Here is a 25,872-nt window from a genome sequence, read left to right on the forward strand (position 1 = left end):
CGGCTGTTGGGAAGGAACAATCGCATGGCATCGTTTAGGATCGGTTATTTTGTGGGGAGCCTGGCAACAGGGTCCATCAACCGAACGCTTTCCCGGGCGCTCATCAAACTCGCTCCGGAGGAGCTGGAATTTACCGAGATCCCCATCAAGGACCTGCCGCTCTACAGCTACGACTATGACGCCGATTACCCGCCGGAAGGACAAGCCCTCAAGGATTCCATCGAGGCTTCCGATGGAATCCTCTTTGTGTCCCCGGAATACAACCGTTCCATTCCCGGTGCCCTCAAGAACGCCATTGACTGGGCGTCGCGGCCCTGGGGCACCAACTCGTTCGCCCGCAAACCGACCGGAATCATTGGCGCCTCGCCGGGCAGCATCGGCACGGCGGTGATGCAGTCCTCCATGCGGAGCGTCCTGAGCTTCCTGGACGCTCCCCAGCTCAACGCCCCGGAGGTCTACATCCAGTTCAAGCCCGAGGTCTTCGGGGAAGACGGCGAAGTCCATGATGAATCAACGGCCAAGTTCCTGCGGCACTACATGGAGGAATACAGCGCCTTCGTCCAGCGGGTGTTGGACGCCAGTGCGCCGGGCCACATCGGCGATCCGGAACCGGACCCTGACAAGCTTTCACGCTAGGACCGCCTTCCGACGTCCGCAGGTTCAGTCCAGGGGCAGGGTTACCGTGACAGTGGTGCCTTGCCCCGGCGTCGACGTGACCTGGACGGTGCCGCCGGCCTCGTGAACAGCCACGGACATCAGTCGCAGCCCGTACCCGTGGTGCCGTCCGCTGAGTGCGAGTTGGCTGTCAAAGCCGGTGCCGTCGTCGGACACCATCAACCGCACGCCATGGCCTACTGCAGCCAGTTGGACCGTGAGTTCCGAGGCCGCTGAATATTTATACGCGTTGCTGAGCGCTTCCCGGGCCGACTGGTACAGGAGGGACGCACAGTCCGCCGGGATCTCAATCCCCCAATGGGGAGTATCCCAGCGGACTGCTGTGCCCTGCTGGCGGAGTGGGCCCGTGAGCCGGTCAATACAACCGGCCAGCCCCAAGGTGTAGAAATCGATCGGGTGGTGATCAGTGATCACTCCTTCGACCGTTACTACCTCGTCGAGAGCTGATTCGTTCACCATTGAACCGTCCTGCTTTCCGCACAGATCATCCTTGTTGATAACTCCAGAGTGAACCGCGAAATGCATGGGTTGCGAAGGGTTTGCTCAAGATTTCATCAAATTTTTCGGCGGCTGTTGCGGAGGGGACTTTCCTGCTGGGTGTTCTGTCCGGCGGTCCTGCTTGGTACCGTGATTTCCCCACATCCAGGAGGAATCATGAGCATTAACTCACCCGAATCCCTGCCCGCCGATGAGCCGCAGGACGAGGAAGCCGGCACAAGTGCCGTGAACAAAAAGGACGACGGCGGGGTCCCCACCGGGGCGGACGGTGTTGGCCTGGGCTTCACGCACGACGCCAACACCTTCGAGCCCGAGGAGGACACCGAGGCCGAGTAGGGACGGCTCCCTTTCGTTATCCGCGCAACGTTTCAGCGCCAAAGGAACGGAAGGGCGGTCTTTGCGTGCCCGGCCCCCGGACAATGTTAGGACCAAGAGTCGGGCCCTAGGAGGGGTGTGATGGGCAGTCCGTCCGCGGCAGTTTCTACAGCGTTACTTCTCACCTTGGTGCTCGCGGGCTGCGGTCCGCAGGCTGGACCGATGACGACGCCTGCCAGTCCCAGCTCCACCGCCACCTCCACAACAGCGGCCCCAACAACGGCTGGGACGCCCACTGCGGCCGGGTCCCCGACCGCAACATCCGGCTCAACCCCGGGCGCGCCGGCGTCGGCCGCCTGGACGAGCTTCACCACGGCGGACGGCCAGCTGATCCTCGACCTGCCCGCCGCGTGGAGCGTCAGGGACCCCGCCGGGGAACTGCCCGAAGGCGGGGGCGCCTTCGCGGAGGTAACCAACCAGGCAGGCAAGCCGCTGGCCACCTTGCGGACGAACATGGCCACCGGCTCCACCTGTACGGAACGCTTCCCCTATGAGGTGCTGGAGTCACAGGAGCTGCCGGCACTGACGCAAAACGGCACAGCGCCCCGGTACATTTTCGAGACCCGCGGGAACAGTACGACGCCAGGCCCGGCAGACACCCCGGCAGCGGCTTACGGCATCCAGACCAGTCAGCCGCCCGCCGGTGACTCGGCCTGCGCCATCTTCCAGTTCTTCACCTGGCCGCCCACCGCAGCGATGTTCGGAGCGTTCTTCAGCCCGGAAAACAACGTGACGCCCGGTGCCGAGTCCTTGCCCTACCTGGAGCAGGCGAAGAAATACGCCCAAACGGATGAGTACCGGGACATCAAGCGGATGATCACGTCACTGAGGCCTGCGGGGTAGAGCTGCAGGGTAAAGCCAGCCGGCCGGCCGGGTAGCGTCAGGACCAGTCGAAGAAGCCCTTGCCGGTCTTGCGGCCCAGCTCGCCGCGGGCCACCTTGTCCCTGAGGATCTGCGGCGGGGCGAACCGGTCACCGAGCGTGGACTGCAGGTATTCGGCGATGCCCAGCCGCACGTCCAGGCCCACGATATCCGTGGTCCGCAGCGGGCCGGTGGGGTGTTTGTAGCCCAGCACCATGGCGTTGTCGATGTCCTCCGCGGAGGCCACGCCCTCCTCCACCATGCGCATCGCTTCCAGCGCGATGGCCACGCCAAGCCGTGAAGAGGCAAAGCCGGGCGCGTCATTGACGACGACGGCGGTCTTGCCGAGTGCCTCGACCCACCCCTTTGCCGCAGCGGCTGCGTCCGGGGAGGTCTGCTCGCCGAGCACCACTTCAATGAGTGTGGAGGCGGGCACCGGGTTGAAGAAGTGCAGGCCGAGGAAATTCTGCGGCCGCTTCAGCTCGCGGGCCAGGCCGTTCACGGACAGCGACGAGGTGTTGGAGGCCAGGAAGGCGTCCTCGCCCAGGCGCGCTTCGATGCCGCGCAGGGCGGTGACTTTCAGGTCCCAGTCCTCGGGGACGGCCTCCACAACCAGCTGGCGGTCCGCGAAGTCGTCGTAATCCACGGTGACGGCGAGCCGGGACACCATTTCGTCGAGGTTGACGTCGGTTGCGCCGCGTTCGATGCTCTTGGCGGCGGCGGATTCCACGCGTTCCCGGGCGGCCTCGGCGGACTCTTCGTCACGCTCCACCACCAGGACGTTGGCTCCGTTGATGAGGAAGGCGTGCGCGATGCCGGCTCCCATGCGGCCCCCGCCGAGGACACCGACGGTGGAGGGAAGGTTGGGGTTCGGCTTCGTCATGGCTGCTTTGCCTTTTCGTCGTTTGCTTTCTTGGCTGTTTTTTTGTCCAGGAACTGCTGCATGCGGTCAAACTTGGCCTGGGACTCAAAGAGGATTCCCTGTGCCAGCTGGTCGATCAGCGGATGCGCCTCGGCCGGGGCGTGGAACACGGATTTGGTGATGCGCACCGCCAGCGGGTCCTGGCGGCCAACCCTGTCTGCGAGGCTGTGGGCGGCGTCCATCAGCTCCGAAGCCTCATGGATTTCCGTGATGAGGTGGGCGGCCAGCGCGTCCTCGGCCCGGAGCACCAGGCCGGCCAGCAGGATCTGCTTGGCCAGCGGCTCGCCCACCAGTTCCTTCAGCCGCCAGCTGGCGCCGGCGGCGGCGAGGATGCCCAGCCCGGTTTCGGGGTTCCCGATCCGGACGCGGGGTGTTCCGATCCGGAAGTCCGCTGCGTAGGCGAGTTCGGCGCCACCGCCCAGGCAGTAGCCGTCCAGCGCGGCAATGACCGGCATGGGCAGCTTGGCGATCCGCACGAAAATCGTGGAGTTGATGCCCTGCAGGGCGTCGTCGCGGCGGCGTTCGCGCAGCTGGGCGATGTCCGCCCCGGACGCGAAGACCCCGTCCACGCCGGCGATGATCAGGACTTTGGGGTTCTGCTCCAGCGCGGCGCAGACCAGGTGCAGCTCATCCACCATCTGCTGGTCGATGGCGTTCCGGACGTCCGGCCGGTTGAGGAGGACCACCACACGGTCCTCGCGTTCCTCCACCAGAAGGGTGCTGAACTGTTCCTGGGCGAGGTCCGGGCCGGCCACTAGACGCGCTCCAGCAGCATGGCCGTGCCCTGGCCCACGCCGATGCACATGGTGGCGAGGCCGATTTTGGCGTCCTCACGCTCCATCCGCCCCAGCAGGGTGATGGCGATCCGTGATCCGCTGGAACCGAGCGGATGCCCCAGGCTGATGGCGCCGCCGTCGTTATTCACGATTTCCGGATCCAGGCCGAGCCGCCGCATGCTGGCGAGCGACTGGGTGGCGAAGGCTTCGTTGAGCTCGACGGCGCCGAGGTCCCCGACGCTGAGGCCGCTTCGCTTGAGCACCTTCTGCGTGGCGGGCACGGGCCCGATGCCCATGATTTCGGGCTCACAGCCGGCCGAGGCGCCGTCGATGATGCGGGCACGCGGTGTCAGGCCCAGGCGTTCGATCGCGGCTTCGGAGGCCACGATGATGGCGGAGGCGCCGTCGTTTAGCGTGGAGGAGTTGCCGGCGGTGACCACCGAACCGCCCGGGACCACCGGGCGCAGGCCGGCCAGGACATCCATTGTGGTGCCGGCGCGGGGGCCTTCGTCGGTGTCCACCACGGTTTCGGATTTGCGGGTTTTGACCGTTACGGGGACGATCTCGTCCGTGAACCGTCCTGCGGCGATGGCGGCGAGGGACCGTTCGTGGGACCGGACCGCGAAGGCGTCCGCGTCGTCGCGGGAGATGCCGTCCACCCGGGCCACTTCCTCGGCGGTTTCCGGCATGGAGTACGTCATCTTGCCGTCACGGGACAGCTCACCCTTGGTGAAGAGCGGGTTGGCGAACCGCCAGCCGATGGACGTATCAAAAATAGCGCCCGGCTTGGCGAACGCGGTGGCGGGTTTTTCCTGGACCCACGGGGCCCGGCTCATGGATTCCACACCGCCGGCGATCACAATGTCAGCGGCGCCGGACTTGATCATGTGGCTGGCCATGATGATGGCGCTCAGCCCGGAGGCGCAGAGCCGGTTCACGGTGATGCCGGGGATGTGGAGGGGGAATCCAGCCAGGAGAGTTGCCATCCGGGCCACGTTGCGGTTTTCCTCGCCGGCGCCGTTGGCGTTGCCGAGGATGACTTCCTCGATGCTGTCCGGATCAAGTCCTGCGCGGGTGACGGCTTCGCGGAGCACCAGAGCGGCGAGGTCATCAGGGCGGACCGCCGAGAGCGCCCCGCCGTAACGGCCAACGGGTGTCCGGACGCCGCCGACGAGAAAAGCTTCAACCATAAGAACAGATCCTTTTCAGCAGGGAAGCGGGCCGGCCGGGAATTATTTACCGACCGTTCGTTCTATAAAGATGGCACGGGGCGCCGTGGAGGTCAACCTCGGGAATGGGCCGGCTGCTGGCGGGGCCCGTGCAGCCCGTCGAACGCAATGGTGATGACGTCATCGGCCAGTTTTTCGGGGGAGAGGGGGCCGCCCGGTTTGTACCATTCCACGATCGAGTTGATGGTGCCGAACAGCAGCCGGGTCACGGTGCGCGGGTCGATGTCCTGGCGCAGCGAGCCTTCATCCCGGGCCGCGGAAATGAGCTCCGCCACCGCGTGGTCAAAGGCGCGGCGGCGTTCCAGCGCATCGCGCTCAATCTCGGTGTTGCCGCGAAGGCGCAGCAGCAGCGTTACGAAGGGAAGCCGCTCCACCAGCACGGCCACGGTCTGCCGGAGCACAAATTCCAGCCGGGCATCAGCGGCGCCGGAGGTGGCCTGGGGCTGTTCCAGGATGGCTTCAAGGCCGCCAAGCGCGTGATCCAGGGCCAGCTTGAGGAGGTCGCCCTTGGACGGCACGTGGTGGTAGATGGCCGACTTGGAGATGCCCAGGTTCTCGGCCAGGATGCCCATGGACGTGGCATCGTAGCCGTGCCGGTTGAAGACGTCCACGGCGATGAGCAGCACGGACTGCTGGTCATAACCGGGGCGGCCGCGTTTGGCGCCGGCAGTGCTGGCTGTATCGGTGATGCTGGGCATGGGGCCTAGTTTCTCATGAACGATCGGTCGGGCGGTGCGGCCGGAGCCTGCACCGCCCGGCGGGCCTACTGCTGCGGGCGCATGTCGTAGATGCGGCGCAGCTTGCCGTTGGACCGCTCCAGGGAACCCGGATCCACCACGTTCACTTTGCACGAAGAACCCACGTGGATCTTGATCTGCTCCTGCAGGGTGCGGGCCGCCGTCGTGCTCTGCTCGAGGGAGACGGATTCCCGGCGCTCGATCTTGACGGTCATCTGATCCATCCGCTGGCCCTCCGGGCGGGTGAGCTCCAGCTGGAAATGCGGGCTGAGCTCGGGAATGCGGAGCGCGATTTCCTCGATCTGTGACGGGAAGACGTTGACGCCGCGCAGGATGATCATGTCGTCACTGCGGCCGGTGATGCGGCCCATCCGGCGGTGCCCGGGGCGGGCGGTGCCGGGGAGCAGCCGGGTGAGGTCCTTGGTGCGGTAGCGGATGACCGGCAGGGCCTCCTTGGTGAGCGAGGTGAAGACCAGCTCGCCGTGTTCGCCGTCGCGCAGCACGTTTTCCTTGCCCACCGAGGGGTTGAAGGGGTCGATGATCTCGGGGCGGAAGTGGTCCTCCCAGATGTGGCAGCCGTCCTGGGTTTCCACGGCTTCGCCGGCAACGCCAGGGCCCATCACTTCGGAGAGTCCGTAGATGTCGCACGCCTTGATGTTCATGGTGACTTCGAGTTCGTGCCGCATCTCCTCGGTCCAGGGTTCGGCACCGAGCACCGCGAACTTCAGGGAGGTGGAGGCGGGATCGATCCCCATCTGGGTCATGGCGTCCGCGATGGTCAGGAGATAGGTGGGCGTGGCCAGGATGGCATCCGGCTTGAAGTCCTGAATGAGCTGGATCTGGCGTTCGGTCTGGCCCCCGGAGATGGGGATGACCGTGCAGCCCAGGGCCTCGGCGCCGGCGTGGGCACCCAGCCCGCCGGTGAACAGGCCGTATCCGTAGGCGTTGTGCACCTTCATGCCCGGGCGGACGCCGGAGGCACGCAGTGAACGCGCCACCAGTTTGGCCCAGTCGGCGAGGTCCTGCTTGGTGTAGCCCACCACGGTGGGCCGGCCCGTGGTGCCGGAGCTGGCGTGCACACGGGCTACTTCGGCCTGCGGCACGGCAAACATGCCGAACGGGTATTCCTCGCGCAGGTCATCCTTGGTGGTGAAGGGGAAGTTGCCCAGGTCGCTGAGTTCACGCAGGTCGTTGGGGTGGACGCCGGCCTCGTCGAACTTGCGCTTGTACAGCGGGACGCGGTCGTAGGCGTAGGAAACGGTGTGCTGCAGGCGGCTCAGCTGGAGTGCTTCGATCTCGTCGCGGGACATGGTTTCCTCGCGGTCCAGGACAGCGTCGGTGCCTGCCACAGCGGGCTGAGAGGTGGGCGTTTCGGGGAGGTGGAGGCTCATGGTTTCCTACTTCTTGGGGATGGTGCGGCTGCGGCCGCGGAACTCGGCAATGAGTTCACCCGGCTGGCCGGCGCCAAGCGGGGAATCGGACGAGGATCCGGATTGTCCGGGATCAGCGGCGAATATTTGGATGTCATACAGCCCGCTGCGGCCCGCGCTGGAGCGACGGTCCGCTACGGCGGTGATGACCTGGCCCTGGTAGGCGGGTTTGAGGAAGTTGATGTCAACTCCGGAAGCCACCGTGATGCTGCCCTCGTCCCCGGGCCCGGGGTTGAGCGGGTTGCAGGCCATGGCGAACGCGGTGTCGGCGAAGGCGAAGATCATTCCGCCGTGGGCCATGCCGAAGCCGTTGAGCATTTCCTGGCGAAGAGGCATGCGGATGGTGGCATGGCCTTCGCTGACGGCGAGGACTTCGATGCCCATCCATTCGGAGGCATAGTCGTTTTCCAGGATCGGATGGGTGGCCCCGGAGAGGGCTGCTTCAGTCATGCGTCATTGCCTCCAGCTTTATTTACCGAATGTTCATTAGGTAATCCCACAAGGGTGCCCGGTGTCAAGGGTTGGGCGTTGCCGGCTGGTGCTTGCGCCGCATGAGCATGTTGGTGATTCGGAGGGTGCAGAGCCGCTGACCGGCCTCGTTGGTGATCAGCACCTCATGGGTGGTCAGTGTCCCGCCGAGGTGAATCGGTGTGGCCGTGATGGTGACCAGGCCCCCGCGCGCCGAGCGGTGGTGGGTGGCGGAAACGTCCACGCCCACCGCCGTTTTGCCCAGCGTGCTGGCGTGGATGACGGCGGCCCACGATCCCACAGCCTCGCCCACGGCCAGGGATGCCCCGCCGTGGAGCAATCCGAACGACTGCCGGTTTCCCTCCACCGGCATGGTGGCCACGACGCGCTCCACCGATTCCTCCAGGATCTTCACGCCCATCTTTTCGTCGAGCTCGCCCAGCGTGATTTTCCAGAGTGCGTGTTCGGCGGGTTCCGGGGCGGAATCGGAGCCGTTCTTGGCGGGGGAGTTCATGGGCCGTCCTCGTTGTGGGGCATGGATCTTTTCAGTGTGCAGCACCGATCATTCATGTACTGTAGTCATATTACCGAACGGACGGTCAGTAAATCACCTGGCCCTGCCGTTTTGTCCCCGTGTTGGAAGGACCCGTCGACGATGACCACCACCGCAGCTGCAGAAGCCACCGTAGATACCGTAGAGACCGTTCCCAGTTTTGTGCAGGATTCCTGGTGGACGCCCGACGCCGGATCGGCAGCCTCCGCTGTCCCCGTGCGGGATGCGAGCACCGGCGAGATCCTGGCCAAGGTGAGCGCCGACGGACTGGACCTCGCCGCCGTCGTGGAGTACGGCCGCACCACCGGCCAGGCCGAGCTGGGCAAGCTGACGTTCCACCAGCGCGCGCTCAAGCTCAAGGAGCTCGCCCAGTACCTGAACGCCCGGCGCGAACACTTCTACACGTTCTCGGCGCAGTCCGGCGCAACCAAGATCGATTCGATGATCGACATCGACGGCGGCATCGGGGTGCTGTTTACATTCGGCTCCAAGGGCCGGCGCGAGCTGCCCAACTCCCAGGTAGTGGTGGACGGCCCCATGGAAGTGCTGTCCAAGGACGGCTCCTTCGCCGGCGAGCACATCTACACCCGCATCCCGGGCGTCGCCGTGCAGATCAACGCCTTTAACTTCCCGGTCTGGGGCATGCTGGAAAAGTTCGCCCCCGCCTTCATCGCCGGGGTGCCCACCATCGTCAAGCCCGCCACCCCCACCGGTTACGTCGCCGCCGCCGTGGTCAAGGCCATTATCGAATCCAACATCCTGCCCGCCGGTTCGCTGCAGCTCATTTCAGGCTCGGTCCGGGGCCTGCTGGACGTCCTGGACTACCGCGACCTGGTGGCCTTCACCGGGTCCGCGTCCACCGCGCTGACCCTCAAGTCACACCGCAACGTGGTGGAGGGCGGCGTCCGGTTCACTTCGGAGACCGATTCCCTGAACGCCGCGATCCTGGGCCCGGATGCCGTTGAGGGCACGCCGGAGTTCGACGCTTTCGTCAAGTCCGTGGTCACCGAGATGACCGCCAAGGCAGGCCAGAAGTGCACCTCCATCCGCCGCGCCCTCGTTCCGCAGGAACTGGTTTCCGCGGTGACCGCCGCCGTCGGCAAGCGCATCCAGGAGCGCGTTGTCCTCGGTGACCCCCGCGCCGAGGGCGTCACCATGGGTGCCCTGGCATCCCTGGAGCAGCTCGCGGACGTCCGCGCCGCCGTGCAGTCCATGCTCGACGCCGGCGGAGAGCTGACGTACGGAACCCTCGATTCGCCGTCGGTGACCTCCGCGGACGGATCCACCGGCGTGGTGGAAGGTGGCGCGTTTATGTCACCGGTGCTGCTGGGCTGGGATGACGCCGAGGCTGAGGCGCTGCACTCGCTGGAGGCCTTCGGCCCCGTTGCCTCGGTGGTGGGGTACAAGGACCTGGCCGACGCCGTCCGCCTCGCCGCCCGCGGTGGCGGCTCCCTGGTGGCCACCGTCTGCACGAACGATCCGGCCGTGGCCCAGGAACTGGTCACCGGCATTGCCGCCCACCACGGCCGCGTCCTGATGCTCAACCGCGAGGACGCCCGGAGCTCCACCGGCCACGGCTCCCCGGTTCCGCACCTGGTCCACGGCGGCCCCGGCCGCGCCGGCGGCGGCGAGGAACTGGGCGGCATCCGCTCCGTCATGCACCACATGCAGCGCACCGCGATCCAGGGCTCACCCAACATGCTCACCGCCGTCACGGGGATCTGGCACACCGGGGCGGACCGCAACTTCACCCTCGAAACCGAAGGGCAGCACCCGTTCCGAAAGCCGCTGGCCACGCTGCACATCGGCGACGCCATCCGCTCCGACCTGCGCGAGGTGACCCTCGAGGAAATCACCAAGTTCGCCAACTCCACCGGTGATACCTTCTACGCCCACACCAACCAGGAAGCGGCCGCCGCCAACCCGTTCTTCCCGGGCATTGTGGCCCACGGCTACCTGCTGCTGGCCTGGGGCGCCGGGCTGTTCGTGGAGCCGGCTCCGGGCCCGGTCCTGGCCAACTACGGACTGGAAAACCTGCGCTTCATCACGCCCGTGGCGGCCGGCGACTCCATCAGGGTGACCCTGACGGCCAAGAAGATCACCCCGCGCGAAACGGACGAGTACGGCGAGGTGGCCTGGGACGCGGTGCTGACCAACCAGAACGACGAGATCGTGGCGACTTACGACGTCCTCACGCTCGTGGAAAAGGGCTGAATAAAAAAGCCCGGTTCACTTGCCCCCATCCCACACCGGCCCATATACTGAACGAACGGTCGGTAAATAATTGAGCGCCTTTCAGAGGCCTTTGCTAGAGGAGCAACCATGGCAGTGCAGAATCTGCAGTCAGTGACCGCTGAGCTGTCCCCGGACGAACTCGAAGCCGCTGCCCGGCGCGATGCCGAGGGCCAGGCGAATTTTGACCGGGTGATCGCCGATGATTCCCGGATTGAACCGAAGGACTGGATGCCTGCGGCGTACCGCAAGACACTCCTGCGCCAGATCTCCCAGCACGCGCACTCGGAGATCATCGGGATGCAGCCGGAGGCCAACTGGATTTCCCGGGCCCCCAGCCTGAAGCGCAAGGCCATCCTGATGGCCAAGGTCCAGGACGAGGCAGGCCACGGGCTGTACCTCTACTCCGCCGCCGAGACGCTGGGCCAGTCCCGCGACGAGATGATGGACGCGCTGATCGCCGGCAAGGCGCGCTACTCGTCCATCTTCAACTACCCGGCACGGACCTGGGCAGACATGGGCGCCATCGGCTGGATGGTGGACGGCGCGGCAATCTGCAACCAGGTGCCGCTCTGCCGCGCCTCTTTCGGCCCCTACGGCCGGGCCATGGTCCGCGTCTGCAAGGAAGAATCCTTCCACCAGCGCCAGGGCTTCGAAATCCTGCTGGAACTCTCCAACGGCACGCCCGAGCAGAAGCAGATGGCCCAGGACGCCGTGAACCGCTGGTACGCCCCGGCCCTGATGATGTTCGGCCCGCCGGATGACGATTCGCCCAACTCCAAGCAGTCCATGGCCTGGAACATCAAACGCTTCAGCAACGACGAACTCCGCAACCGCTTCGTCGGCATGATGATGGAGCAGGTCAAAGTCCTGGGACTCACCCTGCCGGATGAGGAAATCCGCTTCAACGAGGAAACCAAGAAGTGGGAGCACGGGCCCCTCGACTGGGACGAGTTCCACGAGGTCCTGGCCGGCCGCGGCCCCTGCAACGCCCAGCGGCTCGAGCGCCGCAGGGAAGCGCACGACGACGGCGCCTGGGTCCGTGAAGCAGCGGCCGCTTATGCGGAGAAACAGCAGGCAAAGCAGTCAATGACGACGAAGGAATACGCAGCATGAGCCCCCACGGCAACCCGGAAGTACCGGCCAGCTCGGCCACCGAAATCAACCGCAGTGCGGAAAAAGTCAGTCCCGTCGTAGAGCCCGCCGATACCCGGGCGGCCCACCGCCAGGGCTGGGGCCTCTGGGAGGTCTTCGTCCGGTCCAGCCGCGGCCTGAGCCACGTCCATGCCGGTTCCCTGCACGCGCCGGACGCCGCCATGGCCCTGCGCAACGCCCGTGACCTGTACACCCGCCGCAACGAGGGCGTGTCCATCTGGGTGGTTCCGGCCGACGCTATTGCCGCCAGTGATCCGGATTCCAAGGGCTCATTCTTCGAATCCCCGCAGGGCAAGGACTACCGGCACGCCACCTACTACACCAAGAGCGAAGGAGTGAAGCACCTGTGACCGCTCCCGGAACCAACACCGAAGCAACCGAGACGCACGGCCACGGTGACATCTCCACCGGCGTGGCCGCGCCAATGGGAGGTGGCGAGAGTAACGCCTCCGCCACCCGCATCACCCCCGGAAACGCCCTCCGCCCGGAGGACATTGCCCTCGAGGTCCGTGCCGGCGTGGCCAAGCCCACCGAGGACGTGGCCGAGTATGCGCTGCGCCTGGGTGACGACGCCCTGATCCTCGCCCAGCGCCTGGGCCACTGGATCTCCCGCGCACCCGAACTGGAAGAGGACATTGCCCTGGGCAACATCGCCCTGGACCAGCTGGGCCACGCCCGCAGCTTCCTCACCTACGCCGGCGGCGCCCTTGGAGAGGACGGGGACCCCAAGTCCGAGGACGATCTGGCCTACTTCCGCCGGGAGCACGAGTTCCGCTCCGCGCACATCTTTGAGCAGCCCAACGGCGACTTCGCGGCCACCATCGCCCGCCAGTTCGTGGTCAGCTACTACCAGTTCGAGCTGTACCGCCGGCTCACCGGGTCCAGCGACGCCACCCTGGCGGCCATCGCCGCCAAGGCCGTGAAGGAAGTGGATTACCACCGGGACCACAGCGCCCAGTGGATCCTCCGCCTCGCCGGCGGCACGGATGAGTCGCGGAAACGGATGATCCACGGCCTGCACGTGGTGTGGCCCTACGTCAACGAACTGTTCGAGGACGACGATCTGGTGACCCGCCTCGCGGAGTCCGGTGCCGGCGTCGCCCCCTCCACAATCCGCGCTGACTTTGACCGCCTGACCGGCGACGTCCTGGCCGAAGCGGACCTGGACGCTCCGGACGTTCCCCCCGCACCCGGCGGCGGCCGGCGCGGCAAGCATTCGGAGCACCTTGGCTACATCCTCGCGGAGATGCAGGTGCTGGCCCGCGAGCATCCCGGAGCAAGCTGGTGACCGTGATGGCTGCCCAGACAGATCAGAGCCAGAAGGCCTGGGACATCGCCGCCACGGTGGTGGATCCCGAAATCCCGGTCCTCACCATCGCGGACCTGGGCATCCTGAGGGATGTGCAGGTCGCGGACGATGCCGTGCGGGTCACCATCACGCCAACCTACTCGGGCTGCCCCGCCATGGATGCCATCCGGGATGACCTGAAAACCGCGTTCGCCATGGAAGGCTACGCCAGCGTGGACGTGGACCTGGTCCTCGCCCCGGCGTGGACCACCGACTGGATGACCGAGGCCGGGAAAACCAAGCTGCAGGAGTACGGGATCGCCCCGCCCACCGGCCGCTCGGACGCGGCCCGGCACGCAGGCCCCATCCGCCTCACCATGGCCGTGAAATGCCCGCAGTGCTCGTCACTGAACACCAAGGAACTCACCCGCTTCGGTTCCACATCCTGCAAGGCGCTGTACGTCTGCCAGGACTGCAAGGAACCGTTCGACTACTTCAAAGTCCTGTAAGGAAACCCCATGCCTGTTGTCCGCCAGACCGCCGCCGAATCGGCGCAGGCCACCGGCCGCCGTCGTCCGTCCTTCCACACGCTCGCCGTCAAGGAGGTGCGCCGGCTCACCGAGGACGCCATTGAAGTCTCCTTCCATGTTCCGGCCGAACTCGCCGGCCAGTTCGACTACCTGCCCGGGCAGTACGTGGCCCTCCGCACCAAGCTGCCGGACGAGACCGGCGAGCTGCACGAGGTCCGCCGCAGCTACTCCATCTGCGCCGAGCCGCGCAGCTTCGAAGACGGCAGCAGCGAAATCCGCGTCGCCGTCAAGAAGGACCTTGGCGGGCTGTTCTCCACCTGGGCCAACGCCGAGCTGAAGGCCGGGGACACCCTGGACGTCATGAGCCCGATGGGCGCGTTTGTGTCCAAGCACGGCCGCGACGGTAAAGCGGTGGAGCAGAACCGGATGAACTCCATGAACCACCCGGAGGATCTGGCCGGCGAAATCGCTTCCACCGGCGAGGCAAACTTCGTGGCCATCGCCGCGGGTTCCGGCATCACCCCGGTGATCGCGATTGCCCGCACCCTGCTGGCCGCCAACCCGGAGAGCCGGTTCGACCTGATCTACGCCAACAAGGCCGCCATGGACGTGATGTTCCTGGAGGAACTCGCGGACCTGAAGGACAAGTACCCGCAGCGCCTGGCCATCCACCACGTGCTGTCCCGCGAACAGCGGATCGCGCCGCTGCTCAGCGGCCGGATCGACGCCGAAAAGCTCCAGCAGCTGCTGGGCACCGCCATCCACGCCGACGACGTGGACGAGTGGTTCCTGTGCGGGCCGTTCGAGCTGGTGCAGCTCTGCCGGGACACCCTGGCCGAGCGCGGGGTCAGCCCGGACAATGTCAGGTTTGAACTCTTCACCTCGGGCAAGCCGGACCGGCCGGAGGGCCACGCCGGCCGTCCCGTGCTGGTGGACGAGTCCAAGGAAACGTACAAGATCATGTTCAAGCTGGACGGTCTTCAGGGCGAGGTGGCCAGCCCCACGCACGCCCGCGAATCCATCCTCAACGCCGCACTGCGGGTCCGTCCGGACGTGCCGTTCGCGTGCGCCGGGGGAGTCTGCGGCACCTGCCGCGCCAAGGTGGTCACCGGCAGCGTGACCATGGACGAGAATTACGCGCTGGAACAGGACGAGCTGGACAAGGGCTACGTGCTGACCTGCCAGAGCCACCCCACCACCAAGGAAGTCATGGTCGACTTCGACGTCTAGTCCTGTTGATCGCCGGGACTCTTCACATCAGCGTGCCTTAATTCCGAACCAACCCTAGGAGCCCCATGATCTCCCTTTCCATCGCCAACAACATCGCCGAAGTGGTCCTGGACGCCCCGCACAAGCTGAACTCCCTGGACGAGCAGGCGCTCGGCGAACTGTCCAAGGCGTACGACGACGCTGCTGCCGCCGCCGCGCGCGGTGAGGTGCGGGCGTTGTTGCTCAGGGGAGAGGGCCGCGCCTTCTGTGCGGGCCGGGACATCCAGAACGTTACGCCGGAAAGCGACGACGCCGAGGCGTACCTGGCGGGGCTGGTGCAGCCGCTGCTGAAGAAGATGAGCGCGTTCCCGGCGCCCACGTTCGCTGCCGCGCAGGGCGCCTGCCTGGGCGTGGGCCTAGGCCTGCTCCTGGCCACCGATGTGGTGTACGTGGCGGAGAACGCCAAGTTCGGCTCGCCGTTCGCCAAGCTGGGAGCCACGCTGGATTCAGGCGGGCACTGGTACTTCACCGAGCGGCTGGGCATGCACCGGACGCTGGATCTGATCTACACCGCTGACCTGATTTCCGGGGCAGAGGCCGTGGCCCAGGGAATGTTCAGCCGGGCCATGCCCGCTGACGAGCTACTGACGGGCACGCGGGAGATCGTGGCCCGGGTGGCCGAAGGCGCCACCGGTGCGTTCACAGCCAGCAAGGAACTGGTGGCACACATCCGCGACCAGCGGCTGGGCCTCTGGGATGCCATGGCGGAGGAGAACACCGAGCAGGCGCGGCTGTGCAAGAGCGAGGACTACGCCGAAGGCTTCCGCGCCTTCCAGGAAAAGCGGACTCCCGTGTTCACCGGAACGGTGGCGGGCTAGCGCCAACTGGCGCCGTTTTGCGGGTTGGCCCACGCCTCAAAAGATTTAGCTGTGTTCCGGGCCACATCCATGTATTATCTAGAGTAACTGAACGTTCGATCAGTAAATCTCTCGACCCTCATCCCCAGGCAGCAGTGCTGCCCCAGCCATGGAGTTCCAATGACCGCAACTTCACACGTCGATTCAGAGTCGGGTCCCAGCAGCAAACACGAGGAACGAAAAGTCCTTGCGGGGACCCTCGTGGGCACCACCATCGAGTGGTACGACTTCTTCATCTTCGCCCAGCTGACGGCAACGCTGCTGTCCCCGCTGTTCCTTGCCCCGCTGAACGACTCCAACCCCGGCCTTGCGCAGATCCTGTCCTTTGCCCTGATCGGCATCAGCTTCCTCTTCCGCCCGCTGGGAGCGATCGTCGCCGGCCACCTGGGTGACCGCCTGGGCCGGAAGGCCATGCTGGTCTTCACCCTGATCATGATGGGCGCCGCTACGGCGCTGATCGGTATGCTGCCCACCTACGCACAGATCGGCTTCTGGGCTCCTGTCCTGCTGATCCTGCTCCGCGTCATCCAGGGCTTCTCGGCCGGCGGTGAATGGGGCGGTGCAGCCCTGATGGCTGTTGAGCACGCCCCGATGAGCAAGCGCGGCCTGTTCGGCGCCTACCCGCAGATCGGTGTTCCGGTCGGCATGATCCTCGCCACCGGCCTGCTGTACTTCCTGAACACGTCCATGTCCAAGGAAGACTTCGCCGCATGGGGCTGGCGGATGCCGTTCCTGCTCTCGATCGTGCTGATCGTGGTGGGATACCTGATCCGCCGGGCGGTTGCCGAGAGCCCCGTCTTCAAGGAGATGCAGGACCGCAAGGAAGAGAGCAAGGCGCCGCTGGGCGAACTGATCCGGAACCACAAGCTGCCGGTGCTGTACTCCACCATGATCTTCATCGGCAACAACGCCGCCGGCTACCTCCTGATCGCGTTCTTCATCTCCTACGCCACCAAGTCGCTGAAGATGCCGGTGGCGCAGATCCTGCTCGCCACCACCCTGGCTTCCTTCGGGTGGTTGATCTTCACGCTGGTGGGAGGCTGGCTCTCCGACAAGATCGGCCGGGTAAAGACCTTCCTGATCGGCTACGCCATCGTCTTCGCCTGGATGATCCCGATGTTCGCCCTGATCGACACCAAGGACATCATGCTCTACGGCGTGGCGCTGTTCGTCCTGACCGTCGGCCTGGGCCTCTCCTACGGCCCGATGTCCGCCATGTACGCCGAAATGTTCCCGGCCAACGTGCGCTACTCGGGCATCTCCATCGGCTACGCATTCGGTGCGATCCTGGGCGGCGCGTTCGCCGCCACCATCGCTGAGACCCTGCTGCAGAGCACCAAATGGACTGGCTCCATCGGTATCTACATCATGATCCTCTGCGTCATCTCGGCCATCGGCGTCCTGCTTGCCAAGGAGACCAGGGGCCGTCCGCTGGGTGTCAGCCACCACTGAATCCGCGCGGCCGGCGGGGGTGGCGCCTTAGGGCTCCACCCCCGCCGGCTCAAGGTTCAGTCAAGATTTCGCCAGGGCGGTCTGTGGCCGCCCGGGTGCCGGTTGGCAGCCGGTAGATTTGTTTCGGTTTCCCCCAACGAAACCATGGAAGCCCCCGCGCTCGAGTTCACCTCGCGCGGGGGCTTCCAGTCAAAGAGCGCCCGACGGCGGCTCCGCCCCGTCACTTGCAGTGCGGGAGCCGGGCCGTTCCGGTTAGCGGCCGCGGCCAGTTTCGCAGGGGTGGTCAGCGCTCAGCGGTTCCGCCAAGCGGAGGAATCGGCCCGGGACCGGGCTCCTCGCGACGCTTGGCCGCGCTGCGGATCTCACCCTCGGCCGTTCCGTCGGATTCACCCTCGAAGTCCACCAGGCCATTGGTCTGGTCGAAGGGATGCCCCGGGGCGCGGTCCGCGCCGCCCACGGTGGCGTCACCCCCGGCGCCAAGATCCGACGTCGTACTGGTCACTGAATTGGCGGGCACATGCTGGATCGGCGCCGGCTCACCGGTGACCGGCGCCCCCGGAGAAGCCGCCTCCCCGGCCTCGGATGAGTCCTTGCCCGCCCTCATGGCCGCGGCGGCGCCGGCAACTGCTGCCACTCCTGCCGCTGCTGCCACCTTGCCGGAAATGCCCGCCTTGCCCGAATCGCCGCGTGAGGCGCCGGCATCCCCGACTCCCGGAGTACCTACGGAAGCGCCCTCGTTGACCGACCCCCGCCAGGCGCCGCTGGCGTAGCGTTCGTCCTCAATAAACTCCTTGAACCGCTGCAGGTCAGCTTCGGCCTGGCGGTCAACAACGTTCAGTTTGTCGCCGACCTTTTCAACGATGCCCTCGGGATCGTATTCGAGGGTGAGCCGCAGCGAGGTCTGGCCGCCGCCCACGTCCTCGAACTCCACCGCCCCGGCATTGGTGGCGCCTTCGGTGGCTGCCCAGGCGACCTTGCGGTCTGGGATCTGCTCCAGCACCTTCGCAGTCCACTGCCTGCGGACCCCGGCGATCTCCGCTACCCATTCCAGCTGGTCGTCGCTGGTCTGCTTCACGCTCTTTACCCCGCCCATGAAGTGCGGGAATTCTTCGAACTGCGTCCACTGGTTGTAAGCCGTGCTCACCGGCACGTTAACCAAAATGCGCTTCTCCACCTTCGTGCTCATAACATCTCCTTCGAGAGTAGAACCGGACCTGATGAAGGACGTAATCAATTCATCAGCATGCTTAGCATATCGTCCGGGGCGGCATCGAGGTCAACCCGGACGGCGCCGCCGGCGGTAGTTGCAGATACTTCCGCCGCTCCTGCACGGGCGGCCGCACCTATCCGAAAGTGTAGGTAGAACCGTCAGAAAACAGGATTACCCCTGCCCGCTCGCTTCGGAAGGATGGATAGCAGCAAAGCGGCATTCGGCTGCTGCGCGGCCGACCGAAGAGATGGGAAAGACGCGTGACTCTGACAGCAAGCGTGGTTCGTGGGTGCACCGGCCCGGAGGACATTGCCCGGAACCTCTCCCTTGTCCGTGAGGAGATCGTGGACACGGCGGCCAAGCTCGACAAACAGCAGATTGCCGGCGTGGCCCGGCACCTCGTCCGTCCCGGCAAGGTGTTTGTGGCAGGAGCAGGCCGCAGCGGCCTGGTCCTGCGCATGGCCGCCATGCGGCTCATGCACCTGGGCCTGACAGTTCACGTCGCCGGGGACACCACCACCCCCGCCATTGCATCCGGCGACCTGCTGCTGGTGGCCTCGGGATCGGGAACCACCTCCGGTGTGGTCACGTCAGCAGAAACGGCGGCTGGAGCGGGAGCGCGCATTGCCGCGTTCACCACCAATGCCGCTTCACCGCTGGCGGAGCTGGCCGATGCGCTGGTGATCATTCCCGCCGCACAGAAGACCGATCATGGCTCCGGGGTTTCCCGCCAGTATTCCGGGTCGCTCTTCGAACAGGTCCTTTTCCTGGCCACCGAAGCCGTCTTCCAGTCCCTGTGGGACAACGCGGATGTGCCCGCCGATGAGCTCTGGCTCCGGCACGCCAACCTCGAATAATTCCTGCACTCAACCTCGACACCAACGGCAGTTCCCAACAGAAAGACAACATCCTCATGAAGCTCCAAGTTGCCATCGACCTCCTGACCACCGAAGCGGCGCTCGAAGTCGCCGGCCAGGTTGCCGAATACGTTGACATCATCGAACTCGGTACCCCGCTGATCAAAGCCGAAGGCCTCTCCGCCGTCACCGCCATCAAGAACGCCCACCCGGACAAACTGGTCTTCGCCGACCTCAAGACCATGGACGCCGGCGAACTGGAGGCGGACATTGCGTTCAAAGCCGGGGCTGACCTGGTCACCGTGCTCGGTGCAGCCGATGACTCCACCATCGCCGGCGCTGTCAAGGCTGCCAAGGCCCATAGCAAAGGCATCGTTGTCGACCTCATCGGCGTGGCTGACAAGGTCACCCGCGCCAAGGAAGTACGCGCCCTGGGCGCGAAGTTCGTGGAGATGCACGCCGGCCTGGACGAGCAGGCGCAGCCGGGCTTCGACCTGAACGCCCTGCTCCTGGCCGGCACGGAAGCCCGGGTCCCGTTCTCCGTGGCAGGCGGCGTGAAGCTTGCCACCATCGCAGACGTCCAGAAGGCCGGCGCCGATGTTGCCGTTGCCGGCAGCGCAATTTACGGGGCAGCTGACCCCGCCCTGGCGGCCAAGCAGCTCCGCGCGGCCATCAACTAAGCCGCCATTAACTGACTGGGCATCCCCGCGGTTGATGATCTCCTTAGCGGGATCGCACAAGCAAAGATGTGGAACCCCGTCACGTCAGTTAGATTGGCATTTGGTGCCGATTCACCGGGTCCGAACGGATCCAGGAAAGGAACACAAGAATAATGGTGCATAAAGTACAGGCCGTCATTGTCAGGGAGAAGAACGCCCCGGTTTCGCTGGAGACCATTCTGGTCCCGGATCCCGGGCCGGGGGAGGCCCTGGTGGACATTCTCACCTGCGGCGTCTGCCACACCGACCTGCACTACAAGCAGGGTGCCATCGGCGATGACTTCCCTTACCTGCTGGGCCATGAGGCCACCGGCGTGGTCAGCGCGGTGGGTCCCGATGTCACGCAGGTGGCCCCGGGCGACCGGGTGATCCTGAACTGGCGCGCCGTCTGCGGGGAATGCCGCGCCTGCGCCAAGGGCCAGCCGCAGTACTGCTTCAACACGCACAACGCGACGCAGAAAATGACCCTCGAGGACGGAACCGAACTCTCTCCCGCGCTGGGCATTGGCGCGTTCGCGGAGAAGACTCTTGTTGCCGCCGGGCAGTGCACAAAAATTGACGACGACGTCGATCCCGCCGCCGTCGGGCTGCTCGGCTGCGGCGTGATGGCAGGCATTGGTGCAGCCATCAACACGGGCGAGGTCAAGCGCGGCGAATCCGTGGCTGTCATCGGCTGCGGCGGCGTGGGCATCGCCGCGATCGCCGGGGCAAAGCTCGCGGGCGCCACCACCATCATCGCGGTGGACATCGACGCCAAGAAGGTGGAGATGGCCAAATCCCTTGGCGCCACCCACGGCGTGGATTCCAGCCAGGAAGACCCCATCGAGGCAATTCGGGCCCTCACAGGCGGCAACGGCGCGGACGTGGTGATTGACGCCGTCGGACGCCCCGAAACCTACAAGCAGGCGTTCTACGCCCGCGACCTCGCCGGCCGCGTGGTCCTGGTGGGTGTCCCGGCGCCGGACATGAAGCTTGAGCTGCCGCTGCTGGATGTCTTTGGCCGGGGAGGATCGCTGAAGTCCTCCTGGTACGGCGACTGCCTGCCCTCCCGGGACTTCCCCATGCTCGTGGCGCATTACAAGCAGGGCAACCTGGACCTGGACGCGTTCGTGTCCGAGCGGATTTCCATCGACCAGGTCGAGGAAGCGTTCGGCAAGATGCACGAGGGCAAGGTGCTGCGCTCGGTAGTTGAACTCCCCGCCGCGGTGACTTCCTGATGGGCGTCACCATTGAAAACCTGGTCACCTCGGGCACGTTTTCGCTCGACGGCGGAACGTGGGATGTGGACAACAACGTCTGGATTGTGGGCAACGACGATGAGTGCGTGATCATCGATTCCCCGCACGATGCGGCTGCGATCATCAACCAGGTCCGCGGCCGTAAGGTCCTGGCCATCCTGCTGACCCACGCGCACAACGACCACATCGGCGCGGCACGTGAGGTTGCCGCCGCCGTCGGCGCCCCGATCATCCTGAACCCGGAGGACCTGGTCCTCTGGAAGCAGGTTTACCCGGATGCGGACCCGGACCGGTACCACGGCGACGGCGATATTTTCGAGGTGGGCGGCACGGCGCTGCTGGCCATCCACACCCCGGGACATTCCCCCGGCTCCACCTGTTTCTACCTTGAGACAGAGGGAACGGTGTTCACCGGCGATACTCTCTTCAACGGTGGACCCGGGGCAACGGGACGGTCCTACAGCGACTATCCCACCATCCTGGCGTCCATCCGGGAGCGGCTCCTCGTCCTGCCGACGGAGACAGTGGTCCGCACCGGCCACGGCGACAACACCACCATTGGTGCTGAACGGGAAACGCTGGCTAAGGTTTCCGAGTAAAGCAGGGTCGCGAAACAGCAGTAGCCCCGTTGAGGCGCGCCAGGACAGCTGGCGCGCCTCAACGGGCGTTTTGGACAAGAACGGCGTGAGCCGCAAAGGAAGTTGGAACAATGAAGTTCGGTAAGCAGCCCGCACCGGTCGCGGACATCAACGAGGACAACCTCGAAGTCCACAAGCCCAAAACGGAAGCGGCCGGAGTCAAGGCCGTGATGGTGGCCTTGGAACGCGCCGTGGCCCAGGCCGGCGTGACACGGACCGCGCAGTCCCTGCTGCGGCTGAACCAGCAGGGCGGATTCGACTGCCCCGGCTGCGCCTGGCCCGAATCGGCCACCAAGCGCAAGGCGGCAGAGTTCTGCGAGAACGGGGCCAAGGCGGTGGCCGAGGAGAACACCCTGCGCACGGTGGGGGCTGAGTTCTGGGCCACGCATTCCATCGCCGAACTCTCAACCAAGACCGAATACTGGCTGGGCAACCAGGGACGGATCAGCGAACCGGTGGTGATCCGGGAGGGGGAGTCACACTATTCGCCGATCTCCTGGGCCGAGGCCTTCGACCTGATCGGCGAACACATCCGGGCTTCCACCCCGGACCGCTGCGTTTTTTACACCTCCGGGCGGACCGCGAACGAGACCGCGTTTATGTACCAGCTCTTCGCCCGCGCCCTGGGCACCAACAACCTGCCGGACTGCTCCAACATGTGCCACGAGTCCTCCGGTTCGGCTCTGAACCCGACAATCGGCATCGGCAAGGGCACCGTGTCCCTGGAGGACATCCACGATTCCGAACTCATCTTCGTGGTGGGGCAGAACCCGGGCACCAACCACCCACGCATGCTGTCCGCGCTGAAGGAATGCAAGGACAAGGGCGGCAAGGTGGTGGCCGTTAACCCCCTCCCGGAAGCCGGCCTGTTCAACTTCAAGGACCCCCAGACCGTCTCCGGCGTGGTGGGCGGCGGCACGCCGCTGGCCGATGAATACCTGCAGATCAAGGTGGGTGGTGACCTCGCACTCTTCCAGGCACTGGGCCACCTGCTCCTGGCGGAGGAGGAACGCAACCCGGGCACCGTCGTGGACCGTTCCTTCATTGACGCACAAACCGATGGGTTCGACGCCTACACCGAAGCCCGCAAAGAACTGGACTGGGATGAGACGGAGAAGGCCACCGGGCTGTCCCGCGGACAGATCGAAACCGTGGCCGGAATGCTCATCAAGTCCAAGGCCACCATCTTCTGCTGGGCCCTGGGCGTGACCCAACAGCCGCACTCGGTGGACACCATCAAGGAAATGGTCAACGTCCTGCTCCTGCAGGGCAACTTCGGCAAGCCCGGCGCCGGTGCCTGCCCCGTCCGCGGACACTCCAACGTCCAAGGTGACCGGACCATGGGTATCTGGGAAAAGCCCAAGGAATGGCTCCTCGACGCACTGGACGCCGAGTTCGGAATCCAGTCGCCGCGGCATCACGGCCACGACGCTGTCGAGTCCATGGAGGCTTTTGAGCGCGACGAGGTGGACGTTTTTGTGTCCATGGGCGGCAACTTCTCGCTGGCCTGCTCGGATACCGAAACCCTGGAAGCGGGCATGCAGCGGATTGGCCTGACTGTGCACATCTCCACCAAACCCAACCGGTCCCACATCGTGCATGGCCGCACCTCGCTGATCCTGCCCACCCTGGGCCGGACGGACAAGGACGATAAGCACCCCAAGGGCGCCCAGTTCCTGTCCGTGGAGGACTCCATGTCCGTGGTCCACTCCACCCAGGGCAGGCTCCAGCCGGTCTCGGACCACCTGCTTGCCGAGCCCGTCATTGTGGCGCGGATGGCCGAGGCGACCTTCGGGCCGGACCACCCGGTGGACTGGAAAGCCATGGCCGAGGACTACGACGTGGTCCGTGACCACATTTCCCGGGTCCTGCCCGGGTTCGAAGACTTCAACACCAGGGTCCGCACCAAGAACGGGTTTGTGCTGCCCAACCCGCCGCGCGATACCCGCTCCTTCAAGACGGACATCGGCCGCGGCCGCTTCACCGTGAGTCCGCTGGAATACCTGACCCCGCCGGACGGCCACCTGGTGCTCCAGACCATCCGCAGCCACGACCAGTACAACACCACCTTCTACGGCCTGGACGACCGGTACCGCGGCATCTCGGGCGGCCGCCGGGTGATCCTGGTGCACCCCGAAGACCTCGCCGAACTCGGCTTCAAGGACCGGGACCTCGTGGACGTGGTCAGCACCTTCCGTGGTCACGACCGGCAGGCGGACAAGTTCCGCCTGGTGGCCTACCCGACGGCGAAGGGCTGCGCCGCCGCGTACTTCCCCGAAGCCAACGCCCTGGTCCACAAAGAGAACGTGGCCCGGGAATCGAACACTCCGGGTTTCAAGGCGATGTTTGTCCGGTTCGTGCCGCACCTGGCGGAGCCGGACGGAACAGAGTCGGAGGCAGCGGGGGCGGAAGCAGCCCAGGATTCTGCTGCGCTGGCCGCTGCCGGCTGATCCAATAACGCAACGGCCCAGTCTCCCAGTGAATCAGGGAGGCGGGGCCGTTGCGCGTTGGCCGGTCAGCGGGCTTGCCTCGTCACCGGAGTCCGTGGCTGTGTGCCAGCGCGATCGCCTCGGTGCGGGAGCCGACGTCGAGCTTCCTGAACAGGTTCCGCACATGGAACTTAACCGTGTTCTCGCTGATGCCCAGGGTGGAGGCGATGGTCCGGTTGCGGTGCCCGGCCACAAGGTGCTCGAGTACCTCGAGCTCCCGGGCGGCAAGGTCCCAGCCGGCCACATCCCCGGCCGGGCTTGTCTTCTTCAGGTCCAACGGGAGGGTGACAAAAACGTCCGCACCCCAGCCCGGCATCACGTCGATCCGCAGGGTTCCGGTGAGGGCCTGCACGCGGCGGTCCAGGCGGGCGATGCTCGGGGAGTCGGCCTTAAGTGCACCCCGGCCGTCGTCGCGGACGTTGATCAGCAGGTTGTCGCCGTCGCAGTCCCACTGCGTCCGCACCCTGCTGACATCCGGCTGCTCCGTCATGGCCAGCACCAGCCCGCGGACGATGGCCCGTGCCGCGTGCGCAACTTCGCCAGGCAGGGCCCTTCCGTTCAGCGGCGGTTCAATAAATTCGATCTCGATGCCGCTGTAGCGTGTGAGCGGCCGCAGGTCCTCCCGCAGGCGTTCGAAGGCCTTGGCGACCGGCTCCTGCACCAGGTCCGTGGTGCGGTCGCTGTGGGTCCGGAGCCCGATCAAAGCTTTGGCGGTGAGGTCGGTGACGGTGATGCGGGCTGCCGCATCGTCCAGCGAGGATGACCGCAGGGCCGCCAGCAGGGTCTCCAGGGTGGTGGAGTGCAGATCTGTCAGTTCCGCCGTCACGCGGAGGCGTTCAGCGGATGCCGCACGGGATTCGAGCAGGTACGACGGCGGCGCGTCCGCCACTTTCTCCCGGATCCGCCGCGCAGTCAGGTGCCACAGATACGTCACGAGCTTCAGGGCATCGGCGCGCTCGGCATCGGTGGCGGGATCAGTGAAGACGAGCAGGGCGTTGCTGGAGGCGTGCTTCAGGGCCAGCACCCGGCGGGGCTGTCCCGCGAGCCTGGCTTCCCCAAACCAGGGCACCTCATCCTTAAGGGTGGCCCGGACTGTATCCAGCTCGGTGATGGAGACCCGGGAAATGATGTCCTCATCGCCCGCCTTCTTCTGCGGCCGGCCCGTGCAGTCTTCTGTGAAGATTACCAGGGCACTGCTGGCCAGGTAGGGGAGTGTGGCTTCGCGCAGACGCTCCGCTATCAGGGCGAGCGGGGCATCGGCCAAGGCTGCCACGCTCTGTAATAGCGGCCACGGCAGGTCTGGGAGAGGCATGCTGAATTCCTTGCGGATGGGTCAGGAATGGATAACGGGATTCCTTGCCATTTTCGCATCCCGCCCGCGGGAACGGTGACCTGGCAGCTCAGATGCTGCTAA

General features: G+C 65.7%; 26 protein-coding genes. 16 read left to right on the top strand and 10 right to left on the bottom strand.

The genetic code is table 11. From position 1 onward, the window contains the following. Positions 1-24: 24 nt before the first annotated feature. The gene (locus PY310_RS13115) at positions 25-636 is read left to right on the top strand and encodes an NADPH-dependent FMN reductase (RefSeq protein WP_275214862.1); all 612 of its coding nucleotides are present in this window, start codon (positions 25-27) and stop codon (positions 634-636) included. 24 nt (positions 637-660) lie between these two features. Here the strand turns inward: PY310_RS13115 and PY310_RS13120 are convergent, their stop codons facing one another. Then, positions 661-1,134 carry a sensor histidine kinase gene (locus tag PY310_RS13120; protein ID WP_275214863.1) on the bottom strand — a complete coding sequence of 158 codons (474 nt, stop codon included), beginning with the start codon at positions 1,132-1,134 and terminating at the stop codon, positions 661-663. Positions 1,135-1,329: 195 nt separating this feature from the next. On the opposite strand from PY310_RS13120, the gene PY310_RS13125 reads away from it, so the two are divergent. Continuing rightward, positions 1,330-1,509, top strand: coding sequence for a hypothetical protein (locus PY310_RS13125; RefSeq protein WP_275214864.1), 180 nt, complete (start codon positions 1,330-1,332; stop codon positions 1,507-1,509). A gap of 201 nt (positions 1,510-1,710) precedes the next feature. After that, entirely contained in the window at positions 1,711-2,391 is a 681-nt protein-coding gene (locus tag PY310_RS13130; RefSeq protein ID WP_275214865.1) for a hypothetical protein, read from the top strand. Positions 2,392-2,428: 37 nt separating this feature from the next. Here the strand turns inward: PY310_RS13130 and PY310_RS13135 are convergent, their stop codons facing one another. The 7 genes from PY310_RS13135 to PY310_RS13165 all read right to left on the bottom strand — a co-directional run bounded on the left by PY310_RS13135 (position 2,429) and on the right by PY310_RS13165 (position 8,485). Next, positions 2,429-3,292 carry a 3-hydroxyacyl-CoA dehydrogenase family protein gene (locus PY310_RS13135; protein ID WP_275214866.1) on the bottom strand — a complete coding sequence of 288 codons (864 nt, stop codon included), beginning with the start codon at positions 3,290-3,292 and terminating at the stop codon, positions 2,429-2,431. Continuing rightward, complete coding sequence (locus PY310_RS13140) at positions 3,289-4,086, bottom strand: enoyl-CoA hydratase/isomerase family protein (protein ID WP_275214867.1); 798 nt, start codon at positions 4,084-4,086, stop codon at positions 3,289-3,291. The genes PY310_RS13135 and PY310_RS13140 overlap by 4 nt, the downstream gene beginning before the upstream one ends. Then, entirely contained in the window at positions 4,086-5,297 is a 1,212-nt protein-coding gene (locus tag PY310_RS13145) for a thiolase family protein (RefSeq protein ID WP_275214868.1), read from the bottom strand. Before PY310_RS13145 ends, PY310_RS13140 begins: the two co-directional genes overlap by 1 nt. Positions 5,298-5,389: 92 nt before the next feature. Beyond that, a complete protein-coding gene (locus tag PY310_RS13150; protein ID WP_275214869.1) occupies positions 5,390-6,034 on the bottom strand; it encodes a TetR/AcrR family transcriptional regulator in 645 nt (214 codons plus the stop codon). A 65-nt stretch (positions 6,035-6,099) separates the two neighbouring features. Next, positions 6,100-7,464 carry a phenylacetate--CoA ligase PaaK gene (paaK, locus tag PY310_RS13155; RefSeq protein WP_275214870.1) on the bottom strand — a complete coding sequence of 455 codons (1,365 nt, stop codon included), beginning with the start codon at positions 7,462-7,464 and terminating at the stop codon, positions 6,100-6,102. Between the two features lie 6 nt (positions 7,465-7,470). Next, entirely contained in the window at positions 7,471-7,953 is a 483-nt protein-coding gene (locus PY310_RS13160; RefSeq protein ID WP_275214871.1) for a hotdog fold thioesterase, read from the bottom strand. Positions 7,954-8,017: 64 nt separating this feature from the next. Beyond that, positions 8,018-8,485: a PaaI family thioesterase gene (locus PY310_RS13165; RefSeq protein WP_275214872.1), complete on the bottom strand. Its 468-nt coding sequence runs from the start codon at positions 8,483-8,485 to the stop codon at positions 8,018-8,020. A 141-nt stretch (positions 8,486-8,626) separates the two neighbouring features. Here PY310_RS13165 and paaZ point away from each other — a divergent pair, with 141 nt between their 5' ends. From paaZ to PY310_RS13205, 8 genes are all read left to right on the top strand, one after another. Then, positions 8,627-10,738, top strand: a complete 2,112-nt coding sequence (gene paaZ / locus PY310_RS13170; RefSeq protein WP_275214873.1) for a phenylacetic acid degradation bifunctional protein PaaZ — start codon at positions 8,627-8,629, stop codon at positions 10,736-10,738. Between the two features lie 108 nt (positions 10,739-10,846). Then, positions 10,847-11,872 carry a 1,2-phenylacetyl-CoA epoxidase subunit PaaA gene (gene paaA / locus PY310_RS13175; protein WP_275214874.1) on the top strand — a complete coding sequence of 342 codons (1,026 nt, stop codon included), beginning with the start codon at positions 10,847-10,849 and terminating at the stop codon, positions 11,870-11,872. After that, positions 11,869-12,261: a 1,2-phenylacetyl-CoA epoxidase subunit PaaB gene (gene paaB, locus PY310_RS13180; protein ID WP_275214875.1), complete on the top strand. Its 393-nt coding sequence runs from the start codon at positions 11,869-11,871 to the stop codon at positions 12,259-12,261. The genes paaA and paaB overlap by 4 nt, the downstream gene beginning before the upstream one ends. 74 nt (positions 12,262-12,335) lie before the next feature. Next, positions 12,336-13,199 carry a 1,2-phenylacetyl-CoA epoxidase subunit PaaC gene (paaC, locus tag PY310_RS13185; protein ID WP_419095489.1) on the top strand — a complete coding sequence of 288 codons (864 nt, stop codon included), beginning with the start codon at positions 12,336-12,338 and terminating at the stop codon, positions 13,197-13,199. 5 nt (positions 13,200-13,204) lie between these two features. Continuing rightward, positions 13,205-13,708, top strand: a complete 504-nt coding sequence (gene paaD, locus PY310_RS13190) for a 1,2-phenylacetyl-CoA epoxidase subunit PaaD (RefSeq protein ID WP_275214877.1) — start codon at positions 13,205-13,207, stop codon at positions 13,706-13,708. Between the two features lie 9 nt (positions 13,709-13,717). Continuing rightward, complete coding sequence (gene paaE, locus PY310_RS13195; protein ID WP_275214878.1) at positions 13,718-14,959, top strand: 1,2-phenylacetyl-CoA epoxidase subunit PaaE; 1,242 nt, start codon at positions 13,718-13,720, stop codon at positions 14,957-14,959. Between the two features lie 65 nt (positions 14,960-15,024). After that, positions 15,025-15,816 (top strand): enoyl-CoA hydratase/isomerase family protein, encoded by a 792-nt coding sequence (locus PY310_RS13200; protein ID WP_275214879.1) that lies wholly within the window; start codon positions 15,025-15,027, stop codon positions 15,814-15,816. 159 nt (positions 15,817-15,975) lie between these two features. Further along, positions 15,976-17,307, top strand: a complete 1,332-nt coding sequence (locus PY310_RS13205; protein ID WP_275214880.1) for an MFS transporter — start codon at positions 15,976-15,978, stop codon at positions 17,305-17,307. Positions 17,308-17,590: 283 nt separating this feature from the next. Here the strand turns inward: PY310_RS13205 and PY310_RS13210 are convergent, their stop codons facing one another. Then, positions 17,591-18,493 carry an SRPBCC family protein gene (locus PY310_RS13210; RefSeq protein ID WP_275214881.1) on the bottom strand — a complete coding sequence of 301 codons (903 nt, stop codon included), beginning with the start codon at positions 18,491-18,493 and terminating at the stop codon, positions 17,591-17,593. Between the two features lie 284 nt (positions 18,494-18,777). Here PY310_RS13210 and hxlB point away from each other — a divergent pair, with 284 nt between their 5' ends. The 5 genes from hxlB (at position 18,778) to PY310_RS13235 (ending at position 24,419) form a co-directional block, all read left to right on the top strand. Next, the gene (gene hxlB / locus PY310_RS13215; RefSeq protein WP_419095485.1) at positions 18,778-19,374 is read left to right on the top strand and encodes a 6-phospho-3-hexuloisomerase; all 597 of its coding nucleotides are present in this window, start codon (positions 18,778-18,780) and stop codon (positions 19,372-19,374) included. Positions 19,375-19,430: 56 nt separating this feature from the next. Continuing rightward, complete coding sequence (hxlA, locus tag PY310_RS13220; RefSeq protein WP_275214882.1) at positions 19,431-20,054, top strand: 3-hexulose-6-phosphate synthase; 624 nt, start codon at positions 19,431-19,433, stop codon at positions 20,052-20,054. Positions 20,055-20,206: 152 nt separating this feature from the next. Continuing rightward, positions 20,207-21,310, top strand: coding sequence for an S-(hydroxymethyl)mycothiol dehydrogenase (locus tag PY310_RS13225; RefSeq protein WP_275214883.1), 1,104 nt, complete (start codon positions 20,207-20,209; stop codon positions 21,308-21,310). Then, complete coding sequence (locus tag PY310_RS13230; protein WP_275214884.1) at positions 21,310-21,930, top strand: MBL fold metallo-hydrolase; 621 nt, start codon at positions 21,310-21,312, stop codon at positions 21,928-21,930. Before PY310_RS13225 ends, PY310_RS13230 begins: the two co-directional genes overlap by 1 nt. Before the next feature lie 110 nt (positions 21,931-22,040). Next, complete coding sequence (locus PY310_RS13235) at positions 22,041-24,419, top strand: FdhF/YdeP family oxidoreductase (protein WP_275214885.1); 2,379 nt, start codon at positions 22,041-22,043, stop codon at positions 24,417-24,419. An 82-nt stretch (positions 24,420-24,501) separates the two neighbouring features. Here PY310_RS13235 and PY310_RS13240 read toward each other — a convergent pair whose 3' ends face one another. After that, positions 24,502-25,770, bottom strand: coding sequence for a helix-turn-helix transcriptional regulator (locus tag PY310_RS13240; protein WP_275214887.1), 1,269 nt, complete (start codon positions 25,768-25,770; stop codon positions 24,502-24,504). Positions 25,771-25,872 lie beyond the last annotated feature (102 nt).

It is taken from the genome of Pseudarthrobacter naphthalenicus, assembly GCF_029076445.1.
GTDB lineage: Bacteria > Actinomycetota > Actinomycetes > Actinomycetales > Micrococcaceae > Arthrobacter > Arthrobacter naphthalenicus.